The sequence below is a fragment of the Paenibacillus residui genome, assembly GCF_042677205.1.
GTDB classification, from domain to species: Bacteria; Bacillota; Bacilli; order Paenibacillales; family NBRC-103111; genus Paenibacillus_L; species Paenibacillus_L residui.
Map to the genome: position 1 here is coordinate 1 of NZ_JBHTIU010000052.1, position 19,308 is coordinate 19,308.

Sequence of the window (19,308 nt, forward strand, 5' to 3'; positions counted from 1 at the left end):
CTCCACCCGCATAGCGGGTGGTTTTTTGTTTCGCGCGTTTCACGCACTCAACTGGCTAAAGCCTGCAATAAAAGGGGAGCATGGACTGCAAACGTCCATGCTCCCCTTTATTGATTTAGACCGTTCCTGCCGCCTTCTTCTGAAGCCGCTCCGGAATAACATCCAAATCCGTCAGATCGTCCAACGATTCCCGTTTGACAACCAGATCGGCCTGTCCGTCTTTGACGAAGACAACCGCAGGCCGGCGAATCCGGTTATAATTGCTTGCCATGGCATAATTGTACGCCCCCGTACATGATACCGCCAGAATATCCCCGTTCTGTACCTTGGGCAGCTCTAAATCCCAGATGAGCATATCTCCGCTTTCGCAGCATTTGCCGGCAATCGATACGGTCTCCGCGTTCGCATCCTTCCCCCGGTTGGCAAGCATGGCCTCGTATTTCGAATCATACAAGGCCGGACGCGGATTATCCGTCATTCCGCCATCTACGGCCACATATTTGCGCACTCCCGGAATTTCTTTGACCGTGCCGACGGTGTATAGAGTCGTTCCCGCATCTCCGACGATACTGCGTCCCGGCTCGATCCAGATTTCCGGAAGCGGATAGTTGTGGCTGCTAAAATAGGTTACAATTCCGTCTGTAATAGCTTTGACATAATCCCGCAACGGCAGCGGCGTATCCTCCTCCGTATATCGGATGCCGAAGCCTCCTCCCAGGTTAACTACGCGGAAGGTGACGTTCAGCCCGGAGCGAACCTCCGTTGCGAAGCCGATCATCTTCTCGACAGCCAGCTTGAAGCCGTCTACTTCGAAGATTTGGGAGCCGATATGGGAATGAATTCCGAGCAGCTCCAGATTAGGCTGTGCCACAGCCTCTTCAACTGCGCGATAAGCCGAACCGTTTCCTAAATCGAAGCCGAATTTGGAATCCGTCTGGCCTGTCGATATATATTCATGGGTGTGAGCCTCCACACCCGGGGTAATCCTTAACAGAATATTGACCTTCCGCTTCTTCTCGGCCGCGATCGCATTCAGCATATGCAGCTCGATGAAGTTATCCACCACGAAGCAGCCGATGTTCGCGTCTATCGCCATCTCAATTTCCGCGGGCGTCTTGTTGTTGCCGTGGAAATGAATGCGCTCCGCCGGAAAACCGGCTTGCAGAGCGGTATACAGCTCTCCTTCGGAAACTACGTCAAGAGACATGCCTTCCTCTTCCGCAATACGGCACATGGCCATAACGCAAAAAGCTTTGCTGGCATAAGCAACCTGAAAGTTCAAACCGGACTCGCGAAAAGCATTAATATATTCCCGGCATCTTTGGCGAATCAACGCCTCATCCATAACATACAGCGGCGTTCCGAAGCGGGCCGCCAGGTCTACCGTATTGCAGCCACCTATTTCCAACTGCCCTTTATCATTAATTTGACTGGTACCATGTAGAAACATAATCGATACTTCCTCTCCAATAGAATATCTTTGCACTGATGCAGAGAACCAGACTATAGATAAAGCAATAAAGTTGACTCTACGGAAGCAGGAATACAAAACCAAACCCCTAAGACACTCCATTGTCCCTTGCTTCCTAGGACACTTTACTGCAGATAATATATAACCTTTGATTATTGGCCGCAGCATCTCGTACCGGGACAACAAAAGTAAATAAATGGAAACTAAATGATGTATATTTCCCTATACTATAAGCCATTGGACCTGATTGCTGCGATTATTATTCTTATAAAATTTATCATACTCCCTCTTAGAACACAATCCAAAAGAGGCTTATTGGGGACCTTAGCCTGATCTATATCTTTTTTCAGCGGGATAAAAAAAGCTTCTAACGAAGCCTTTTCGAGGATGAATAACCCGGTATTAAAGGTAGCTTTTTATGCCAATGAGAATCTTACTTACACCCATCTTAACTTTGTAAAAGCTTAAAGCTTCTCATGTGGTAAAAAAAGCTTCTAACGATGCCTTTTCGAATCCCTAAAACAGAAACCATTCCAGCAAGGAGCCAATGACCTTCCCGAAAATCATCGCCATCAAAAACAGGATGACATATTGTCCTAATCCGAGCCGTTTGGCCAGAATCGGCAGAACATTGATAATCTCGGTCAAGGCCGCCGCCAGCATACCGACGAAGCCCCCAGCGAAAAAACCGAGAAACACAGCAGAAAAAGGAGTCATAGCCGCCTGCCAATCGAAAAAATCGGCAAACGTCCAGTATAAAGCCCCGCTAATGACGGCCCCTTCATACCAGTGAATGTACCGGTAGGATTTAGTCACCTGCGCGAGCCTCGGAATGATATCCAGCACGACCAGAAAAGCAACCATACCGCTGCCGACGGCCAGTCCTCCCGCCAAACCGATCAGGATCTGCAGGAGGCTAACGAATACCGTCATCATAAGGCGCCGCTTCCTTGCCGCCCATTTTGGCATATTCTTCGGTAATAATATACTGGTTCATGCTTTCCTGGTACAGAAACATCTCCACCTCAAGCGGACTGGGCTCTTCGTTAAACTTCTTCTTGAACAAATGGTTGAAAAACAAAACCATTCCCACCCCGATCCCAAAAGAGTACGGAATCTGCAGCAGGTACGGTTTTTCAGTGGTGTTCCCGGTTAACAATTCGTAAATTCTCCGATGGACTGCAGGCATACTGACATCGACATGAAAGTTCATAATCGCCAACCCGGAGCCGATAAACAGCAGCACCCACACAAAAGCGATCACGAGCGGATGGGCTCGTCGCTCATCCTTAGAAATTTCGACCAGAACATGGGGTTCGCCATAGAGTTCGATTTGCGCCTCCGGAAGCAGCTGTTTTACTTTCCGGACTACGTGAATCATATCGATAAGCAGCATATTTCCGTCTTTAGGCTCCGGGAAACGGATCGGCAGGTCCTTTAGCCTCCCTTCCCATTCCGGTTCCGCAACGATTTGTGCAATCTGGCCGAGCACGATCGATTGTCCGGGCCTGCAGCGGATTCTTTTTCTAAAACGGATATAGATGACAGAATGATTGCGGCGTTCCATCTCGTCTCCCTCCCTTACGAATTTCCGTTCCCTGGCTTGCTTTATTATGTGAAGAACGGCGGCTCGCTAATCATTCCCAGGAAAAGCTAAGCCCCGGCCCTGGTCCTTTACACTTCACGAAACGGCAAAAAAGCCTTCGGGCCTATTCCATAGGCAATAGAGAACAAAAAAATGCGGCGAATCACGGAACTTTTACGCCACAGCCTTCGGCTCGTTCCTCTTCGCCACATTTTTATTTATCCCTCCGTACAACTTGGAGGTTTTTATCTTTAATTCATTTTAATTCCATCCGACGACAGATTAAAATATGTTTTGCTGCCGGGCAAAACAATTACTGCGCAATCTGATTTTTAATCGATTGCAGTATTTTTTTCTCCAGCCGGGATACCTGCACTTGCGAAATCCCCAGCCTTTCGGCCACTTCCGATTGTGTTTGGTCGCGGAAATACCGCAGATAAACGATCAACCGCTCCCGTTCGTTGAGCATTCCGATCGCCTCATTCAAGGCGAGCTTCTCGAACCATTTATCCTGGGATTCATCCGAAATTTGATCCATTAGAGTAATGGGATCGCCGTCATTCTCAAACACGGTTTCGTGAATGGAGGATGGCGGTTTGTTGGCTTCCTGGGCCATGACGACATCTTCCGGATCGATTTCGAGCGCGTCCGCCACCTCTTTGATCGTTGGCAGCCGCCCCATCGTCTTGGATAGCTCATCCTTCATCTTGCGTACTTTATTAGCCAATTCCTTGAGCGAGCGGCTGACCTTCACTGTCCCGTCATCACGCAGAAATCTTTGAATTTCACCTATTATCATCGGAACCGCATAGGTAGAAAATTTAACGTCATAGGATAAATCGAATTTATCCACCGACTTCAGCAAGCCGATGCAGCCGATTTGGAATAAATCCTCCGCCTCATATCCCCGGTTAAGAAACCGTTGAACGACCGACCAGACGAGCCTGATATTACAGTTCACCAGCGTATCCCTGGCAATCGGGTCGCCGGATTGGCTGAGGGCGATGAGCCGCTTTACTTCCGCATCGTCAAGATAGCTATGAGAGGCGTTCTTTAAATCGACATTCATATCCATTACCCCTAATCAAACGGCGCATTTTTTTGATTCTATCCGCTTTGTCATTGTAACCGTCGTTCCGCTGTCGACTTGCGTGGCAATTTCGATATTATCCATGAAATTTTCCATAATGGTAAAGCCCATCCCCGATCTTTCCAGCTCCGGCTTTGATGTATACAGCGGCTGTCTCGCCTGCTCCAAGTCGGTTATTCCACGGCCGTTGTCCTCTACAGAAATTCGCACGGTATCTTCCTCGATGGAACAGGTGATGGTGACTATCCCTTCAGGCCGTCCGTCATACCCATGGATGATCGCGTTCGTAACCGCCTCGGATACCACCGTCTTAATATCCGTCAATTCGTTCAGTGTAGGATCCAACTGCGAGACGAACGCTGCAACCGCTACTCTGGCAAACGATTCATTCTCCGACCGGCTGGCAAATTGGAGTTTCATGTAATTGCTGCTCATGATACAACCTCCAAACTAGAGATCGCCTGTCTCTCGTTTTCTTCGATGGCCAATATTTTAAACAAGCCCGACATTTCGAAAAGACGATAGACGGATGGGTTAACCCCGCAGACGATCATTTTACCGCCCTTACCGGTAATCTGCTTGTAGCGCCCGAGAATAACGCCCAGCCCCGAGCTGTCCATAAAATTCAATTGCTCCAAACTGAGAATGATGTGATTGACGTCTTCATTGGCGATGGCTTCTTCCATGCGTGTCTTGACAATATCCGCCGTATGATGGTCGAGCTCCCCCGCCAGTCGGACAATGAGAGCTCTTCGCCCGTGTTCCATTTCGATTTGTAGACTCATCTGTTCATTCCTCCTCCATCTTGCCCATTCAATTCTACGGGCTGCCGGGAAAATCCTGCCTCCCCGACAAAACTAGAAGAAAAGCGATAGAAGTAGAAGGAATGCGATAGAATCCGACAAAGCTTGGCATTTTGGATATCAATCGAGGAAGAATAACCCTCCCATGGTTCGCTTAAGCATATCCCACCAGTTGGCTTTGCCGATATCCATCGGAGAATAAAGCGGGAACTCTTTAATCTGCTGGTCTGCCTTGTACACAACAATCTTTCCGATTTCCTGTCCGGATTTGATCGGAGCCTTCAGCTCAGTATTTAACTGCACCTCATGCCGGATGCCTTCGCTTACTTCGCCCTTCTTAAGCAGCACGCCATACTGATGCTTGGCGGTCAGAGGGATTAGCTTGTGCTTGCCTTTATTGACTTTCAGCTCGCCCAGGCTGTCTCCGGCTTTGATGATAGGATAATTCGTATACTGTGAGAAGGCGTAATCGAACAGCTTGGTCACTTCCGCATTGCGGGTTTTCGTATTTGGTTCTCCGAGAACGACGGCAATGACCCGGAAGTTGTCTTTCTTCGCAGTGGCCGACAAGCAGAATTTGGCTTCGCTTGTATAGCCCGTCTTAAGACCATCCACTCCTTCGTAGAAGCGGACCAGCTTGTTCGTATTGACCAGCCAGAAAGGCTTGGCCGTATCTTTGCGCAGGTAATCCTGATACATTCCGGTAAATTTCGTTATTTCCTCATGCTTCATCAATTCTCTGGACATGATGGCAATATCATGAGCAGTCGTATAATGCTCGGCCGCAGGCAGTCCGTTCGGATTGACGAAATGCGTGTTTTTCATCCCTAATTGCTTGGCTCTTTCATTCATTTTTTGCACGAAGGCTTCTTCGGAGCCGGAAATTTTCTCGGCAATGGCTACGGAAGCGTCATTCGCCGAGGCCATCGCGATTCCCTTAAGCATATCTTCCACAGTCATTTCTTCGCCGGCCTCCAGAAAAATCTGGGAGCCTCCCATGGAAGCCGCATATTCGCTGGTCCGCACCTTGTCGGTCATCTGCAGGCTGCCTTCGTCCAAAGCTTCCATAACCAGAAGCATGGTCATGATTTTAGTAATGCTTGCCGGGGGCAGCTTCTCATCTTTATTCTTTTCAAAGATGATCGTACCGGTATCGACATCCATTAATATAGCGGATCGGGCGCCGGGGGTTAAATCGATGGCCCCGCTCTGTTTCTCTTCGGCATTGGCGACAGGCATTAAGGCCGTAAATAATAAAGCCGCTCCCAGCGCACTAGAAATCCATTTTTTCAACATGAACATTCCCCTTCCTGGTTCTGCATGGCTCGAAGAAATCATTGTTTCTCCCATTGTTGACCAAAAAGACGCAAATTATTCCAGAGAAAGACCGAATTCAGTCACAGAGCGTTCATTTCTGAAGTGATCTGGATCACACGCGGGTAAACTATGAAACGTTATACTGAAATCAGTTCAATCCCTTGAAAGGAGAAGATACATTATGCTTAGTCAACAGACCATAGAGACGATTAAAGCCACCGTGCCTGTCCTGCAGGAACACGGAGAGGAAATCACCGGGCGTTTTTATAAACTGATGTTTGCCAATCATCCGGAATTGTTAAACATCTTCAACCACGCCAATCAGCATAAAGGAAGACAGCAAGCGGCTCTCGCACAGGCCGTGCTGGCCGCCGCGCAAAATATCGATAAATTGGAGGCCATTCTTCCCGCCGTTATCCAGATCGCTCATAAGCACCGGAGTCTGGGCGTGCTTCCGGAGCATTATCCGATAGTCGGCAAGCATCTGCTGCTCGCCATTCAAGATGTTCTCGGGGAGCTGGCTAGCAAGGAAATAATTCAGGCGTGGACCGAGGCCTATGAAACGATTGCTCAGGCGTTCATTCAGGTGGAGAAAGGAATGTATGAGGAAAGCTCCCGGCAGCCGGGAGGCTGGGAGGGCTTCCGGGAGTTCAAAGTCATCCGGAAGATAAAGGAGAGCGAAGTGATTACCTCCTTCTATCTGCAGCCTGCCGACAATGGGGAACTGGCTTCCTTTGAACCGGGGCAATACGTCAGCGTGAAGCTGGAGATTCCGGGGCAGCAATATACCCATATCCGCCAGTACAGCCTGTCGGATAAGCCGGGAACCGGTTATTATCGGATCAGTGTCAAGAGAGAGGATGGGATTGACGGAAAACCTGACGGAGTGGTCTCCCATTACCTTCATCATTCTGTTCAAGAAGGAGACATATTGGCGCTTAGCGCTCCGGCCGGCCACTTTACAATGGATCGCCAATCGGAACGGCCGATCGTGCTGATCAGCGGAGGAGTCGGTCTGACCCCGATGATCTCCATGCTGAATTCGTTGGCCGCTTCACCTAATAACCGTCCGACGACGTTCTTCATCCATGCCGCCCGAAATTCGTCCACTCATGCCATGAAGGAGCATGTTGCCCGTCTGACCGCCGAGAACGACTGGCTTCGTTCCTATGTTTGCTATTCTCGGCCGACTGCGGAAGACCGGAGTAACGGGTTGTATGACAAGGATGGAAACATCGATCTTCCTTGGCTGCAAAGCATAGTTCCGGGAACGGACTGTGACTTTTATCTTTGCGGACCGGTGCCCATGCTTCGTACGGTTTACCGTGCGCTGGCAGAATGGGGAGTAGCCGCCGATAGAATCCACTATGAATGCTTCGGGCCGGATATTGCTTTGGCCAGCGAGGTTCGGACGGAAAGCGTCCGCTGATGAATCACCTATATTACCAATAAAAAGCCGTCTTAAGACTCCTGCTGTTCATTAGCTGGTTTCTTAAGACGGCTTATTTACAAGCTTTCCGTTTCGCAATAAAACGTTCTCTATCTTGGCAATAGGAACAGCTTGAAGGTTAATACTTTTTCCGCTTATATAATACCGACAAAACAGGTATCTGGCTACCATCAGAGGGAATGCTTCTTAAGTAATCTATTAACGGTTTCCCTACGGATACCGATCCATTGCCCGATTTCCTCTTGGGTTAGAACGTCACTGACCGGAACCTCTTGAATATATTCGGCGAACCAGTTCTGGAACATGCTCAGCCGATCCGAGGGAGAAATGGTGGTCAAATGATCCATTCGCTGCTGCATCATTCTTAGCTTTTGCTGCAGTAAAAGAGCGACCTCCCGGTACTTCTCCGGATTGCGCTCCAGCTTGCCATACCATTCCTCCGCCGGAATCGGCTCCACCTCGCTGGTTACGATCGCCACAGCCGTGCCATGATACGGATTTTGGGAGATTAAAGAATGATGTGGTATCGTTTCCCCTGGAACAATGATATTCATCAACAATTCCGATCCATTCTGGTGGACCCGGACGATCTTCAGCATCCCGCTCTTGAGATGATACAAGGACCCTGTCTCCCCTTGACGAAACAGCACCTCTCCTTTATGCAGCAGCAATGATATCCCTCCCAATCTTTCGGCCAAGTCGTATCTGAAATTAAGATCAACATGGAAAGACCAACCTTGCGGTTGGTCTGTAGGAATCCATGTTGTTGTCGTGCGTTAAATTTTAATATGAATCGGGTGTCCGAGAGCGACCTCCGAAGCTTCCATCACAATTTCGCCTAATGTAGGATGGGCATGAATCGTCAGGGCGATGTCCTCGAGAGTTGCCCCCATTTCGATAGCCAGTCCCAGTTCTGCGATAATGTTGGATGCCTCCGCACCAACGACTTGTGCGCCAAGCACAAGACCATTTTCCTTGTTCGCAATCACTTTAACATATCCTTCCGTAGCGTTCAAGGACAATGCCCGTCCGTTAGCGGCAAACGGGAATTTGCCCACGGATACGTTGATTCCCTTTTCCTTGGCTTCGGATTCGCTCATGCCGACGCTGGCAATCTCGGGATCGGAGAATACGACCAGCGGAATCGCACGGTAATCTACAACGCTTGGCAAGCCGGCAATGGATTCTGCCGCCACTTTGCCCTCATACGAAGCTTTATGGGCAAGCGCCGGACCGGCAACGATGTCGCCGATAGCATAAATATGCGGAATGCTGGTTCTGCCTTGCTCGTCAACTTCGATCATGCCGCGATCCGTCATCTTGATTCCGATCAGATCCAGACCAAGCTCGCCATCGGTGTTCGGACGGCGGCCTACTGTCACCAGTACGTATTCGGCAGTAACCTGCTTTTCTTCTCCATTAACCGTAAATGTAACGGTAGCGTCCTTATCCGTTTGTTCGCAGCCTTGGGCCAGAGCGTTGGTATGAATATCGACGCCGGATTTCTTCAACTTGCGGGACACCAGCTGTGTCAAATCCTTCTCAAAACCTGGGAGAATCGTGTCCGAACCTTCCAGCACAGTTACCTTGGTACCGAATTTGGCGAACGTTTGGCCTAACTCGATTCCGATGTAGCCTCCTCCGATAACGACCAGGCTCTTCGGAATTTCACTGAGCTCCAGAGCTTCGGTAGAGGACAGGATACGCCCCCCGTATGGGAATGTCTTCAGCTCGATCGGACGAGAGCCCGTCGCAATGATGCAATGCTTGAAACGGTAACGGGGAGACTCGCTTTCGTTAAACAAGCGTGCTTCGTTCTCGTTGATGAACATAACTTCGCCGTTAAAGGTCTGAACCTTGTTCCCTTTAAGCAGGGAAGTGACTCCACCGGTCAGCTTGTTAACGACCGAGGACTTCCATTGCTGAACTTTCGCGAAATCAACCTTGATTCCTTCCGCCGAAATTCCGATATCGCCATTCTGCATCGTTTCATATTGATGGGCTGCAGAAATAAGCGCTTTGGATGGAATACATCCGCGGTTCAGACAAACGCCTCCGAAGTCAGACTTATCGGCGATCATCACGCTTTTACCTAACTGGGCAGCGCGGATGGCGGCTACATAACCGCCAGGCCCCGCACCAATAACTAGAACATCAATATCGATAGACGCATCTCCGACTACCATAGTTATTACACCTCCATGACCAGCAGCTCAGGATCGGACAACAGCTGCTTGATATAATTCATGCAATTTTGAGCGGTGGCTCCATCAATAATGCGATGGTCGAAGCTAAGCGACAATGCCATAACCGGTGCGGCTACAATCTCGCCATTCTTCACTACCGGCTTCTCGGATATCCGTCCGGTTCCGAGGATCGCCACTTCCGGGAAGTTGATAACCGGGGTGAAGAACATTCCTCCGGCAGAACCGATATTCGTGATCGAAATCGTGCTTCCCTTCATCTCGTGGGGTGCGAGCTTGCCTTCACGTCCGCGGGTGGCCAAATCTTTAATTTCCGAGGCGATCGTCCAGACATTCTTACGGTCTGCATCGTGAATCACCGGAACGAGCAAGCCGTTATCCGTATCGGTCGCAATCCCGATATTGTAGTACTTCTTGTACACAATTTCGTTCTTCTCTTCGTCGATCATCGCATTCATAACCGGGAACTGTCTGACCGCAGCCACAAGAGCCTTGACGATAAACGGAAGGTAAGTCAGCTTGACGCCCCTCTGCTCGGCGAGTGCCTTGCCTTTCTGACGCAGCGCCACAAGCTGGGATACGTCCACTTCGTCCATAATAGTGACATGAGGTGCCGTATATACCGACTTGGACATGGCGTTGGCGATCACTTTGCGGATACCTTTGAACGGAACGCGTTCTTCGATCCGGTCTCCCGCTACAACGGTCGCAGCCGCAGCACCTGCTGCCGGAGCAGCCGCCTCTGCCGGCTTGTCCGCGACAGCCTGGCCTCCGCCCGCTGCGAAAGCTTCCACATCCTCGCGGGTGACTCGCCCGTTCTTGCCGGTAGCCGGGACATCGGCGATATTAATACCTTTCTCCCTGGCCAGCTTGCGAACGCTAGGCGTTGCCAGCACCTCCTTCGCAGAAGCCGCCGGCTTGGCGTTCGTACCCAGTCCGGCCTGACCCTCGGAAGCATCCGCCTTGGCCGTATTCTCCACGTTGTCAACGACCGCTTCGCCTATATTATCTTCTACTTTTTCTTCAGCGGTTCCTTCCGTATCGCCATGATCCGGGGGAAGATCGCCTTCCGCATCGATGACAGCCACTACCTGACCGACTGTACATACTTGCCCTTCCTGTACTTTCACCTCAACGACGGTACCGTTAACCGGACAAGGCACCTCAACAACCGCCTTATCGTTCTGCACGTCCATAATGATATCATCGTCTGTTATTTTATCGCCAGGCTTGATGTGAAGCTTGACAATTTCACCTTCGTGCAGGCCTTCCCCGAGCTCAGGGAATCTGTATTGAAACATGGCCATGGCCCCTACCTCCTTGATCGTTATGCATGAAACTAATTCCGTTCGCCCCTATGTAGGGTTATTTAAACATTCTGCTCGGCTTCCTTGCCCATTCCGACTTCCTAGGTGCATTCCTGTGCAAGCAAGCGAAATTTAGACGCATCCGCATTCCTTCGGATACGTCTCTTACTGATAGAAAGGCTGACTTGTCCAATCCGGTTAAAATTCAAGAACTTCATTAATCCCTGCAATAATGCGAGCCGGATTCGGAAGCCATTGATCCTCGATAAGAGCGAAAGGATATACGGTATCCGGAGGCGCTACGCGCAGAACCGGCGCTTCCAGATGAAGAATCGCTTTTTCATTGATCTGCGCGATGACTTCTGCAGCTACGCCGGACGTTTTCTGTGCTTCCTGAACAACGATAGCGCGGTTCGTTTTCTTAATCGACTCCACAATGGTATCGATATCGATCGGCATGATTGTCCGCAGGTCGATAACCTCGACTTTAACCCCTTTCGTCTTCTCCAGCTCTTCCGCCGCCTTGAGCGAAGTATGAACCATCGCCCCGTAAGTAATAATGGTGGCGTCCGTTCCTTCGCGCACGACCTTGGCCTTTCCGAGCGGTACGGTATACTCTCCTTCCGGAACATCTTCCCGGAAAGCATGGTACAGATTCAGATGCTCCATGAAAAAGACCGGATCGTTGTCACGGATCGCCGAAATAAGAAGACCCTTGGCATCATACGGGTTGGAAGGCACAACGACCTTAATACCTGGAGTTTGTACAAGCAATCCTTCCAGAGAGTCGGTATGCAGCTCGGCCGCCTTGACACCTCCTCCAAAAGGAGTACGGAATACGATTGGTGCATGGTATCTTCCGCCGGAACGGTAACGCATGCGGGCAGCTTGCACACAGATTTGGTCCATTGCTTCAAATATGAAGCCGATAAACTGAATTTCGGCAATCGGCCGGAAACCTTGCGTTCCCAAGCCGACCGCCAATCCGCCGATAGCGGATTCCGCCAGTGGAGTATCGAACACCCGCTCTTCACCGAATTCTTCCTGCAGACCTTCGGACGCACGGAATACTCCGCCGACTTTACCGACGTCTTCCCCGAACAACAGAACGTTGGGATCGCGTTTAAGTTCGACGCGCATAGCGTCTCTGATTGCTTCTTTCAAGTTCATTTGAGCCATGACTAACCCGATTCCTCCTTAGAATACCTAATCAAGCTGTTATATATTGCGTAAAGGCCTGTTTCCGGTCTTATTTTTTATTGTAATAAGCTTTCTGCTCTTCTAAATGCTGCGGTGTCGACTCGAACATGCTGTCGATCAGTCCGGGCACCGTCATTTTCTCGATTTGCTCCGCCTTCTTGATATGCTCGGCAACTGCCGCTTTCGCTTCGTCTTTGACTCGGGCATCGTCTTCCTCTGTCCACAGGCCCTTCTTGTTCAAATATTTGCGCAAGCGTTCAATCGGATCCTTCTCGCTCCATACGCCTTCCTCGTCCTTGGTCCGGTATTTCGTCGTATCGTCAGACATCGAGTGAGGACGGAAACGGTAGGTCAGGCCTTCGATCAGCGTGGCTCCTTCCCCGTTCCGGCCGCGTTCGGCTGCATCGCGTACGGCTTTAATAACGGCGAACACGTCCATTCCATCCACCTGTACGCCCTTGATTCCCGCAGCTACTGCTTTATGGGCAACCGACTGAGCCGCAGTTTGTTTGGAGAATGGAGTCGTAATGGCATAACCGTTGTTCTGGACAAAATAAATGACCGGCAGCTTGAAGACACCTGCGAAGTTCAGGCCTTCGTAGAAATCGCCTTCGGAAGAACCTCCGTCTCCGGTATAAGTAATAACGACATTTTTCTTGCCGCGCTTCTTCAATCCCATACCAATTCCGGTCGCATGCAGGATCTGGGCACCGATAATAATTTGGGGCATGAGCACGTTGACTCCTTCCGGAATCTGTCCCCCATGCTGATGGCCGCGCGAATACAAGAACGCCTGATATAACGGCAGGCCATGCCATACCAATTGAGGCATATCGCGGTAACCGGGGCAAATATAGTCTTCTTTATCCAATGCGAACTCACTGCCGACCATTGTAGCTTCCTGACCGGATACCGGCGCATAGAAACCGAGACGGCCCTGACGTCCCAAATTGACAGCCCGCTCATCCCAGGTTCTGGTGAACACCATTCTCCGCATCAGCTCTTTCAGCTCATCATCGCTCAGCTCGGGCATTTCCGCTTCATTGATAATTTCTCCATCCGGGGAGAGGATGGACAGCGGCTGAACTTCCTCCGACTGTACTTCATAAGCCTTGCTAACCTCGGAAGCTTTATTCATTACGTGCACCTCACTACTCATTTGCTTCGCACCTCGCTAGTCAATAATTGTTACGAAGAGTAATCTGTTATACAATTATTATATTACTGTCTCACTAGAATTTCCACCAAAATATAAAGTTTGTTCGATTTATAGGCTTTACTGTTTTTAAACAGTTGAAAAAAAGTTATATAACAGATGGCCGGCTAATTCATTAAAACCCCATCTAATAGCTTAGCCTCAATATTATATCATTTACCTCCCCGTTGAAAAAAATAAGACGGGAGTATAACAGGAAGGATGAATGTATCATGACCAATCCATCTATTTACCATCGCACTATCCTCAAGAAACAAATTTATTCGGCTTCCCTTCAGACGGAGAGAGAGATCTGGGTGTATTTACCTCCCGGCTATAACGAGCTGCTGACCTATCCGGTCGTTTACTGCCAGGACGGGGTCGAATTTTTGAATTATGGCCGAATTGCAACAGCAACGAATCAGCTTGTCCTAGAGGAAGATATGGAGCCCCCTATTATTGTTGGAGTACATGTCGATCTGAAAAACCGGACAGAGGAGTATTCTCCGGACGGAGAACGCTTCTCGGCTTATTGCCGTTTCTGGACGGAAGAAATGATGCCGGAAATAGAACGAAGCTTCCCGATCCGGGCTTCCGCCGAGGAAAGAATACTGGCGGGGGATTCGCTGGGGGCCACTGTCAGTCTGCATCTGGCCCTCGATCACCCTCATCTGTTCCGCAAGCTGATTTCCTTGTCCGGCGCCTTCTTGCCACCTACGCGGCAGCGCCTGACGGGCGAATCGGATCTAAGCGGGCTCGACATGTATATGTTGATCGGTCTGCAGGAAACAGAAGTGAAAACTCAGAGAGGGACCTTCGATTTCCTGGAAGCCAATCGCCTGGCCAAAGAGCTGTTGACAAGTAAAGGGGCTAATGTTTATTACGAAGAAGACGAAGGAAAGCATCTATGGGGATTCTGGCAGAAGAAGCTTCCTTCGGCATTGTATCACTTTCTGGGCTAGAACGATTATCATATACGGCGGGAGCTGCGATTATTTAACGATCGTATCGGTTTTTGAGCAGTGTCATGGTCTGTTCGATTTCCGGATTCAGCAGCTCCGCCGGTCCGCTTTCCCTTAAACATCCTCCTGCTTCACGGACAACCTCCACCGTTCGCTGAGCGAAGGCTTCTGCTGAAGGCACATTCGCCAACTCCGCCAGGCTGCCCATGCTCGTGTCGCTGACTCGGGGATAAGCCAGGGCGGAATCCCCTCCGGAGGCGATCTCATAGAATCTTCTGGCGACGGAGGCGCGGTCTGTTCCCCTGCCTTCTACAACGACGAAGGCTTGGATGACGAAGCCCCGGGCTTGGCGCCGCTGCGCTATCCCGCAAAATTTCCGCCCGCCTATCGCCAGATCGTAATCCCCGGGGCAATAGGACCCCCGGATTTCCCCATCCTGCACGAAATCGGTCCATGGCGAAATGACTTGGCGGAGCAGGGAAACCATGAAACGAAAATCTTGATGGAAGTCCATCTTCCCTTCCGGGTTGGGTAGAACAAGAGACAGGTTCACCACGCCGGCATCCAGAGGAACCGCCGCCCCGCCCGAATTGCGGACGGCCGTGTCATAGCCTTCCCCTCTAAGCCAATCCATGGCCTGCTCCGCATAAGGAAGCTTCCTGTCCCTCAAGCCGACGACAAAAGCCCGGGGATGCCTCCATATATGGAGCAGCGGCCCCGATTCCTTCTCTATTTGTCTGCACATAACCTCATCCCATGCAAAGGGAAGCAATATCGGAAAAGAACCGCCGGCTTCCTTCGCTTGGGTATGAATAACCGTCACTTTTTTCAGCCAATCCGGCTGCAGCTGTATTTGTTCTTTAATGTTCAACCTTTTCATCCCGTTCTTATGTAAAATAATTCGCTCGGCGCAAAGCTTCTACTTCCAGTTACCCAACAGAACTTGTGATTCATTTGTCTGACTGTATGTTTTTTCGTATAAAACGCACTCGTTCGATCACTCTTCGCGCATTTGTACCTCTACTGACTATGCTAGGTACGGTTACGATGAAGATACTGAGATTCTTTTTTCAACAGTCTGAGATTTTCCATCCAGTTTCCTCATATTACCTCCAGGGAGTAAACTAGCTGGATGATCTCCACTAAGCTATCCCCCCCTACTGCCAAACCTTGTCCCCGCTTTGGACCCCGTCCTTGGTAACGACGGCATAAACGAGAGGCTTGGGCTCGACCGGCCGCTCCGCCAGCCTGAAGGCGGCAAGAACCTGCTTCCCGGCCGCTTCCGCTGCTTCAGCCCGGCCTGCAGACACATGAAGCTCCGCTAACGTGTCTCCCCGGACTACCCGTTCCCCGGACCGCTTATGAAGCACGATGCCTACGCCTAAGTCGATCTTGTCCTCCTTCGTGGCCCTACCGGCCCCCAGGTTCATAGCCGCCAAGCCGATTTCCTCCGCGGCGACACTCTCGATCCAGCCCTCCCCATCCGCATGAACAGGGATGATCGTATCGGCCGCCGGAAGCTGCTCCGGGAAATCGACGATATCCGCTTTCCCTCCCTGGGCTGCGATCATTTCCTTCAGCTTATTACAGGCCGCACCGCTTGTAATAGCCTCTTCCAAAATACCTACAGCCTGGACATAATCCTTCGCCTTGCCCCCCAGCAGTAGCATATGCGCGCCCAGCATCAAGGCGACCTTCCTCAGCGGAGTGCCGGTCTCTTCTCCTTTCAGCACCCGGATCGCTTCCTTCACTTCCAGAGCATTTCCGATGGAGCTGCCCAACGGCTCGTCCATACCGGTAATGACCGCTACCGTTTCGCGCCCTACCTGCGAGCCTATGGCAACCATCGCCTCGGCCAGCTCAATCGATTCCTCCAACGATTTCATGAAGGCGCCATTGCCGGTTTTGACGTCCAGCACTATAGCATCGGCACCCGAGGCAATTTTCTTGCTCATCACCGAACTGGCTATCAGCGGGATGGAGTTGACCGTCGCCGTCACATCCCTCAAGCTGTACAGCTTTTTGTCCGCGGGTGTAATATTCCCTGTTTGGCTGATAACGGCAGCGCCAACCCGGTTGACCTGCTCCACGAATTGCTCCTTGCTCAATTCCACCCGGTATCCGGGGATCGACTCCAGCTTGTCGATGGTGCCGCCGGTATGGCCCAACCCGCGCCCGGACATCTTGGCCACAGGAACTCCCGCCGCTGCGACAAGCGGAGCAAGAATAAGCGTAGTCGTATCCCCTACACCGCCAGTGCTGTGTTTATCCACTTTTATCCCATGAATGGCGCCGAGATCCATCTGATCCCCCGAACGGGCCATTTCCATAGTCAAATCAGCGGTCTCCCTGGCGTTCATCCCTTGGAAATAAACCGCCATAGCCCATGCCGACAATTGATAATCCGGTATGGACCCGTCTGTGCAGCCCCGGATTATAAAGGCGATTTCCTCCGAATTCAATTCCCCGCCGTCCCTTTTCTTACGGATTATATCGACCGTTCTCATTGTATCCCTCCGCAGCATATATTTATCAAGGCATAGCCATCTGTGAGTTCATCCTTATTATAAACGATTTTCCGGCTGGAATCTTGCACAACACTACAACACCGCTCCAACCGGGTAACCCGAAGGGATTAATCATTCTCGAAAATTTACCTCACATTAGTCAATTGTCAAAAAAGATACGAAGTGATTTTCATGAGATGAGCGTCTACCTTTCAATTGTGTCAAATTCGTGAACAAATATCAGATTAATTTGAAATCATCGTAAAATTGAAAACATTTTGTTACTTTTATCCGTCTATATTCATGTAAGCTTTAAATAAGCTTTTGGTTTAGACCATAAGGATAAGGGTTAAAGTAAAGATAAGAAGACTTTCTAACGGAAAGATTTCCGAAGATTGTTCTTTCAGCGCTATAGCAGCTTTTCACGCATGCACTTGATGCACAGATCTTTGTTCATAAAGGTCTTCCGATTAACATATGCTTGTACAAAAAAAGACACAAGCAGGTGCATGCTTGCGTCTAATCGCTTAGTATCGGTTACAATACTCTCTTGGCTCCGACATAGCGCGGACCCCAATATTTGCTGTTAAGGCTATCTACCTTAACACCAGAAGACGTTGTAGACGAAATAAATTCGTTATTGCCAATGTAAACTCCGACATGCGAGATAGAGAAGTTCTTGGTGATCGAGAAAAAGACAAGATCCCCTTCCTTCAACTCGCTAACCGAAGTGCCTGCCTCATCGTACATACTCGCAGAAGTACGAGGCAGCTCAATTCCCTCGCTTGAAAACACATAACGGATAAAGCCGGAACAGTCAAACCCGCTAGGCGTGGTTCCTCCCCACTGGTAAGGGGTTCCCAGATATTCCCTTGCCTTCTCGATAACTGCCGGAGTGGTGTCGACTACCTCTTCGGCGGCTTCGGGAGGAGCAGAATACCATGCCGGAGCATGATACTTTCCATCTGCCGCAATAATTGCTATATAATTAACGTCATCCCATTGCAGCATATAACCGAACGCTCCGGATAGGAAACGCACAGGAACATATACCTGTCCGTCAACAAAATCTACTTCGGAGTCCAAAGCTACAGGTTCGTCGTTCACAATCGCTTCTTTAGAGCCGGTAACCAAAGTGATCCTCCGGCTTTCGTTAAATACCTCAGTCGTTACTTTGTCCTGCTCCTTGGACCAGTTCAACTGGTAACCAAGCTTCTCGGCAACCGGACGCAGCGGCACCATTGTCGTCCCCGTGGCATCCAGATAAGGCTGTCCCTCTTGGAAAACGACCAATTCATCATTTATTTGTACTTTCACATCAATATTCGATTCAGCCGCATCAGCCTGATGCGAAACAAATAATCCAGATAACAATAACGCGGAAGATAATGCCAGTTTCTGGCCAAAATGATTGAGCCTCAGTGTTGCTTCCTCCTTATGCCTCCGGAGTTAGTTGTCGGGTTCGGGTCGAGGATTCCCTAGCTAAAGCGTGCACCCGCAATAGCATTCACCCCATAGTGATCCCCCGTACCAGCTTGTAATAGAGCTGGATTCGGCATTTTTTTCTTTTCTTTTTTAAGCTACCACATGTTGGGCCGTTGCACAATGCAAAATTTGTAAACTTTCGATTTTTTGTCACGAATATGGGAAACCTGTGAACTCGTGAACCTCCCCCACTTACTCGCTATCGCGAGTTGAAGTCGGGGCTTCTTACCACGGGCAACTTCATGTACCTATTGTAGATAGGGTTTTGCCCCATCTACTCCATATCCAAGTACGGGGTATCTGTGAAGTTGTCTTAGTAAGCAACCGATGTCTCTTGTAGACATCGGGGGCGGAACAGCCCGTCTACTACTTCTTGCCTAAGCAATCCGTAGATACTTCATCTTGCTTTCTACATCAAAATGCACGAACTCGCTGAATAACGCTTTGCTGAGGATATTCCTGGCCCCGTGCAGATCCCGATGCTCTCTATACCCGCACGCACAGCGATAGTTCCTGTATGTTCGTTTATTGCACTTCCTGCAGACAGGACATGTCTGACTTGTATACGATTCATCGACGAGATGGAGTGCGATCCCTTCTCGTTCCAATTTATACGTCAAATACTGCTTCACCTTGCCCATGGACCAATTTGATAGCTTCTGCGCTTGCTTTCGGCTCACGCGTTTGTTCTTACGCGTATTCCGCTGCACGCCTTCGATATCGCCAAGATGA

The 19,308-nt window shown here is 50.0% G+C and carries 18 protein-coding genes and 1 riboswitch; of the genes, 2 read left to right on the forward strand and 16 right to left on the reverse strand.

From position 1 onward, the window contains the following. Window positions 1-115: 115 nt before the first annotated feature. From lysA to ACFQ03_RS16035, 7 genes are all read right to left on the reverse strand, one after another. Entirely contained in the window at window positions 116-1,450 is a 1,335-nt protein-coding gene (lysA, locus tag ACFQ03_RS16005; protein ID WP_379289363.1) for a diaminopimelate decarboxylase, read from the reverse strand. Window positions 1,451-1,987: 537 nt separating this feature from the next. Further along, window positions 1,988-2,407, reverse strand: coding sequence for a stage V sporulation protein AB (locus ACFQ03_RS16010; protein ID WP_144933371.1), 420 nt, complete (start codon window positions 2,405-2,407; stop codon window positions 1,988-1,990). Then, complete coding sequence (locus ACFQ03_RS16015) at window positions 2,388-3,038, reverse strand: stage V sporulation protein AA (RefSeq protein ID WP_144933372.1); 651 nt, start codon at window positions 3,036-3,038, stop codon at window positions 2,388-2,390. The genes ACFQ03_RS16010 and ACFQ03_RS16015 overlap by 20 nt, the downstream gene beginning before the upstream one ends. Before the next feature lie 331 nt (window positions 3,039-3,369). After that, window positions 3,370-4,125, reverse strand: a complete 756-nt coding sequence (sigF, locus tag ACFQ03_RS16020; RefSeq protein ID WP_144933373.1) for an RNA polymerase sporulation sigma factor SigF — start codon at window positions 4,123-4,125, stop codon at window positions 3,370-3,372. Between the two features lie 15 nt (window positions 4,126-4,140). Further along, a complete protein-coding gene (gene spoIIAB / locus ACFQ03_RS16025; RefSeq protein WP_144933374.1) occupies window positions 4,141-4,581 on the reverse strand; it encodes an anti-sigma F factor in 441 nt (146 codons plus the stop codon). Continuing rightward, a complete protein-coding gene (gene spoIIAA / locus ACFQ03_RS16030) occupies window positions 4,578-4,931 on the reverse strand; it encodes an anti-sigma F factor antagonist (protein ID WP_144933375.1) in 354 nt (117 codons plus the stop codon). The genes spoIIAB and spoIIAA overlap by 4 nt, the downstream gene beginning before the upstream one ends. 138 nt (window positions 4,932-5,069) lie before the next feature. Beyond that, the gene (locus ACFQ03_RS16035) at window positions 5,070-6,245 is read right to left on the reverse strand and encodes a D-alanyl-D-alanine carboxypeptidase family protein (RefSeq protein ID WP_144933376.1); all 1,176 of its coding nucleotides are present in this window, start codon (window positions 6,243-6,245) and stop codon (window positions 5,070-5,072) included. Window positions 6,246-6,408: 163 nt separating this feature from the next. Here ACFQ03_RS16035 and hmpA point away from each other — a divergent pair, with 163 nt between their 5' ends. Next, window positions 6,409-7,695, forward strand: coding sequence for an NO-inducible flavohemoprotein (gene hmpA, locus ACFQ03_RS16040; protein ID WP_379289381.1), 1,287 nt, complete (start codon window positions 6,409-6,411; stop codon window positions 7,693-7,695). Window positions 7,696-7,886: 191 nt separating this feature from the next. On the opposite strand, the gene ACFQ03_RS16045 is transcribed toward hmpA, so the two are convergent. The 5 genes from ACFQ03_RS16045 to pdhA form a co-directional block, all read right to left on the reverse strand. Next, window positions 7,887-8,387 carry a Crp/Fnr family transcriptional regulator gene (locus ACFQ03_RS16045; RefSeq protein ID WP_144933378.1) on the reverse strand — a complete coding sequence of 167 codons (501 nt, stop codon included), beginning with the start codon at window positions 8,385-8,387 and terminating at the stop codon, window positions 7,887-7,889. A 105-nt stretch (window positions 8,388-8,492) separates the two neighbouring features. Further along, window positions 8,493-9,902, reverse strand: a complete 1,410-nt coding sequence (gene lpdA, locus ACFQ03_RS16050) for a dihydrolipoyl dehydrogenase (protein ID WP_379289368.1) — start codon at window positions 9,900-9,902, stop codon at window positions 8,493-8,495. Window positions 9,903-9,907: 5 nt separating this feature from the next. Then, window positions 9,908-11,227 carry a dihydrolipoamide acetyltransferase family protein gene (locus ACFQ03_RS16055; RefSeq protein ID WP_379289370.1) on the reverse strand — a complete coding sequence of 440 codons (1,320 nt, stop codon included), beginning with the start codon at window positions 11,225-11,227 and terminating at the stop codon, window positions 9,908-9,910. A gap of 198 nt (window positions 11,228-11,425) precedes the next feature. Beyond that, window positions 11,426-12,406: an alpha-ketoacid dehydrogenase subunit beta gene (locus tag ACFQ03_RS16060; RefSeq protein WP_144933381.1), complete on the reverse strand. Its 981-nt coding sequence runs from the start codon at window positions 12,404-12,406 to the stop codon at window positions 11,426-11,428. A 70-nt stretch (window positions 12,407-12,476) separates the two neighbouring features. Next, entirely contained in the window at window positions 12,477-13,565 is a 1,089-nt protein-coding gene (pdhA, locus tag ACFQ03_RS16065) for a pyruvate dehydrogenase (acetyl-transferring) E1 component subunit alpha (protein WP_144933382.1), read from the reverse strand. 290 nt (window positions 13,566-13,855) lie between these two features. Here pdhA and ACFQ03_RS16070 point away from each other — a divergent pair, with 290 nt between their 5' ends. Further along, window positions 13,856-14,584 (forward strand): alpha/beta hydrolase, encoded by a 729-nt coding sequence (locus ACFQ03_RS16070; RefSeq protein WP_144933383.1) that lies wholly within the window; start codon window positions 13,856-13,858, stop codon window positions 14,582-14,584. Window positions 14,585-14,618: 34 nt separating this feature from the next. On the opposite strand, the gene ACFQ03_RS16075 is transcribed toward ACFQ03_RS16070, so the two are convergent. The 4 genes from ACFQ03_RS16075 to ACFQ03_RS16090 form a co-directional block, all read right to left on the reverse strand. Next, window positions 14,619-15,455 carry a lipoate--protein ligase family protein gene (locus ACFQ03_RS16075; protein WP_379289373.1) on the reverse strand — a complete coding sequence of 279 codons (837 nt, stop codon included), beginning with the start codon at window positions 15,453-15,455 and terminating at the stop codon, window positions 14,619-14,621. 286 nt (window positions 15,456-15,741) lie between these two features. After that, window positions 15,742-17,091, reverse strand: coding sequence for a pyrimidine-nucleoside phosphorylase (locus ACFQ03_RS16080; RefSeq protein ID WP_379289375.1), 1,350 nt, complete (start codon window positions 17,089-17,091; stop codon window positions 15,742-15,744). 537 nt (window positions 17,092-17,628) lie between these two features. After that, window positions 17,629-18,408, reverse strand: a complete 780-nt coding sequence (locus ACFQ03_RS16085) for a C40 family peptidase (RefSeq protein ID WP_379289377.1) — start codon at window positions 18,406-18,408, stop codon at window positions 17,629-17,631. Window positions 18,409-18,513: 105 nt separating this feature from the next. Then, window positions 18,514-18,659, reverse strand: a riboswitch (cyclic di-AMP (ydaO/yuaA leader). 294 nt (window positions 18,660-18,953) lie between these two features. Then, window positions 18,954-19,308, reverse strand: a 355-nt coding sequence (locus tag ACFQ03_RS16090; RefSeq protein WP_379289379.1) for a zinc ribbon domain-containing protein, incomplete at its 5' end; no start/stop codon positions are given.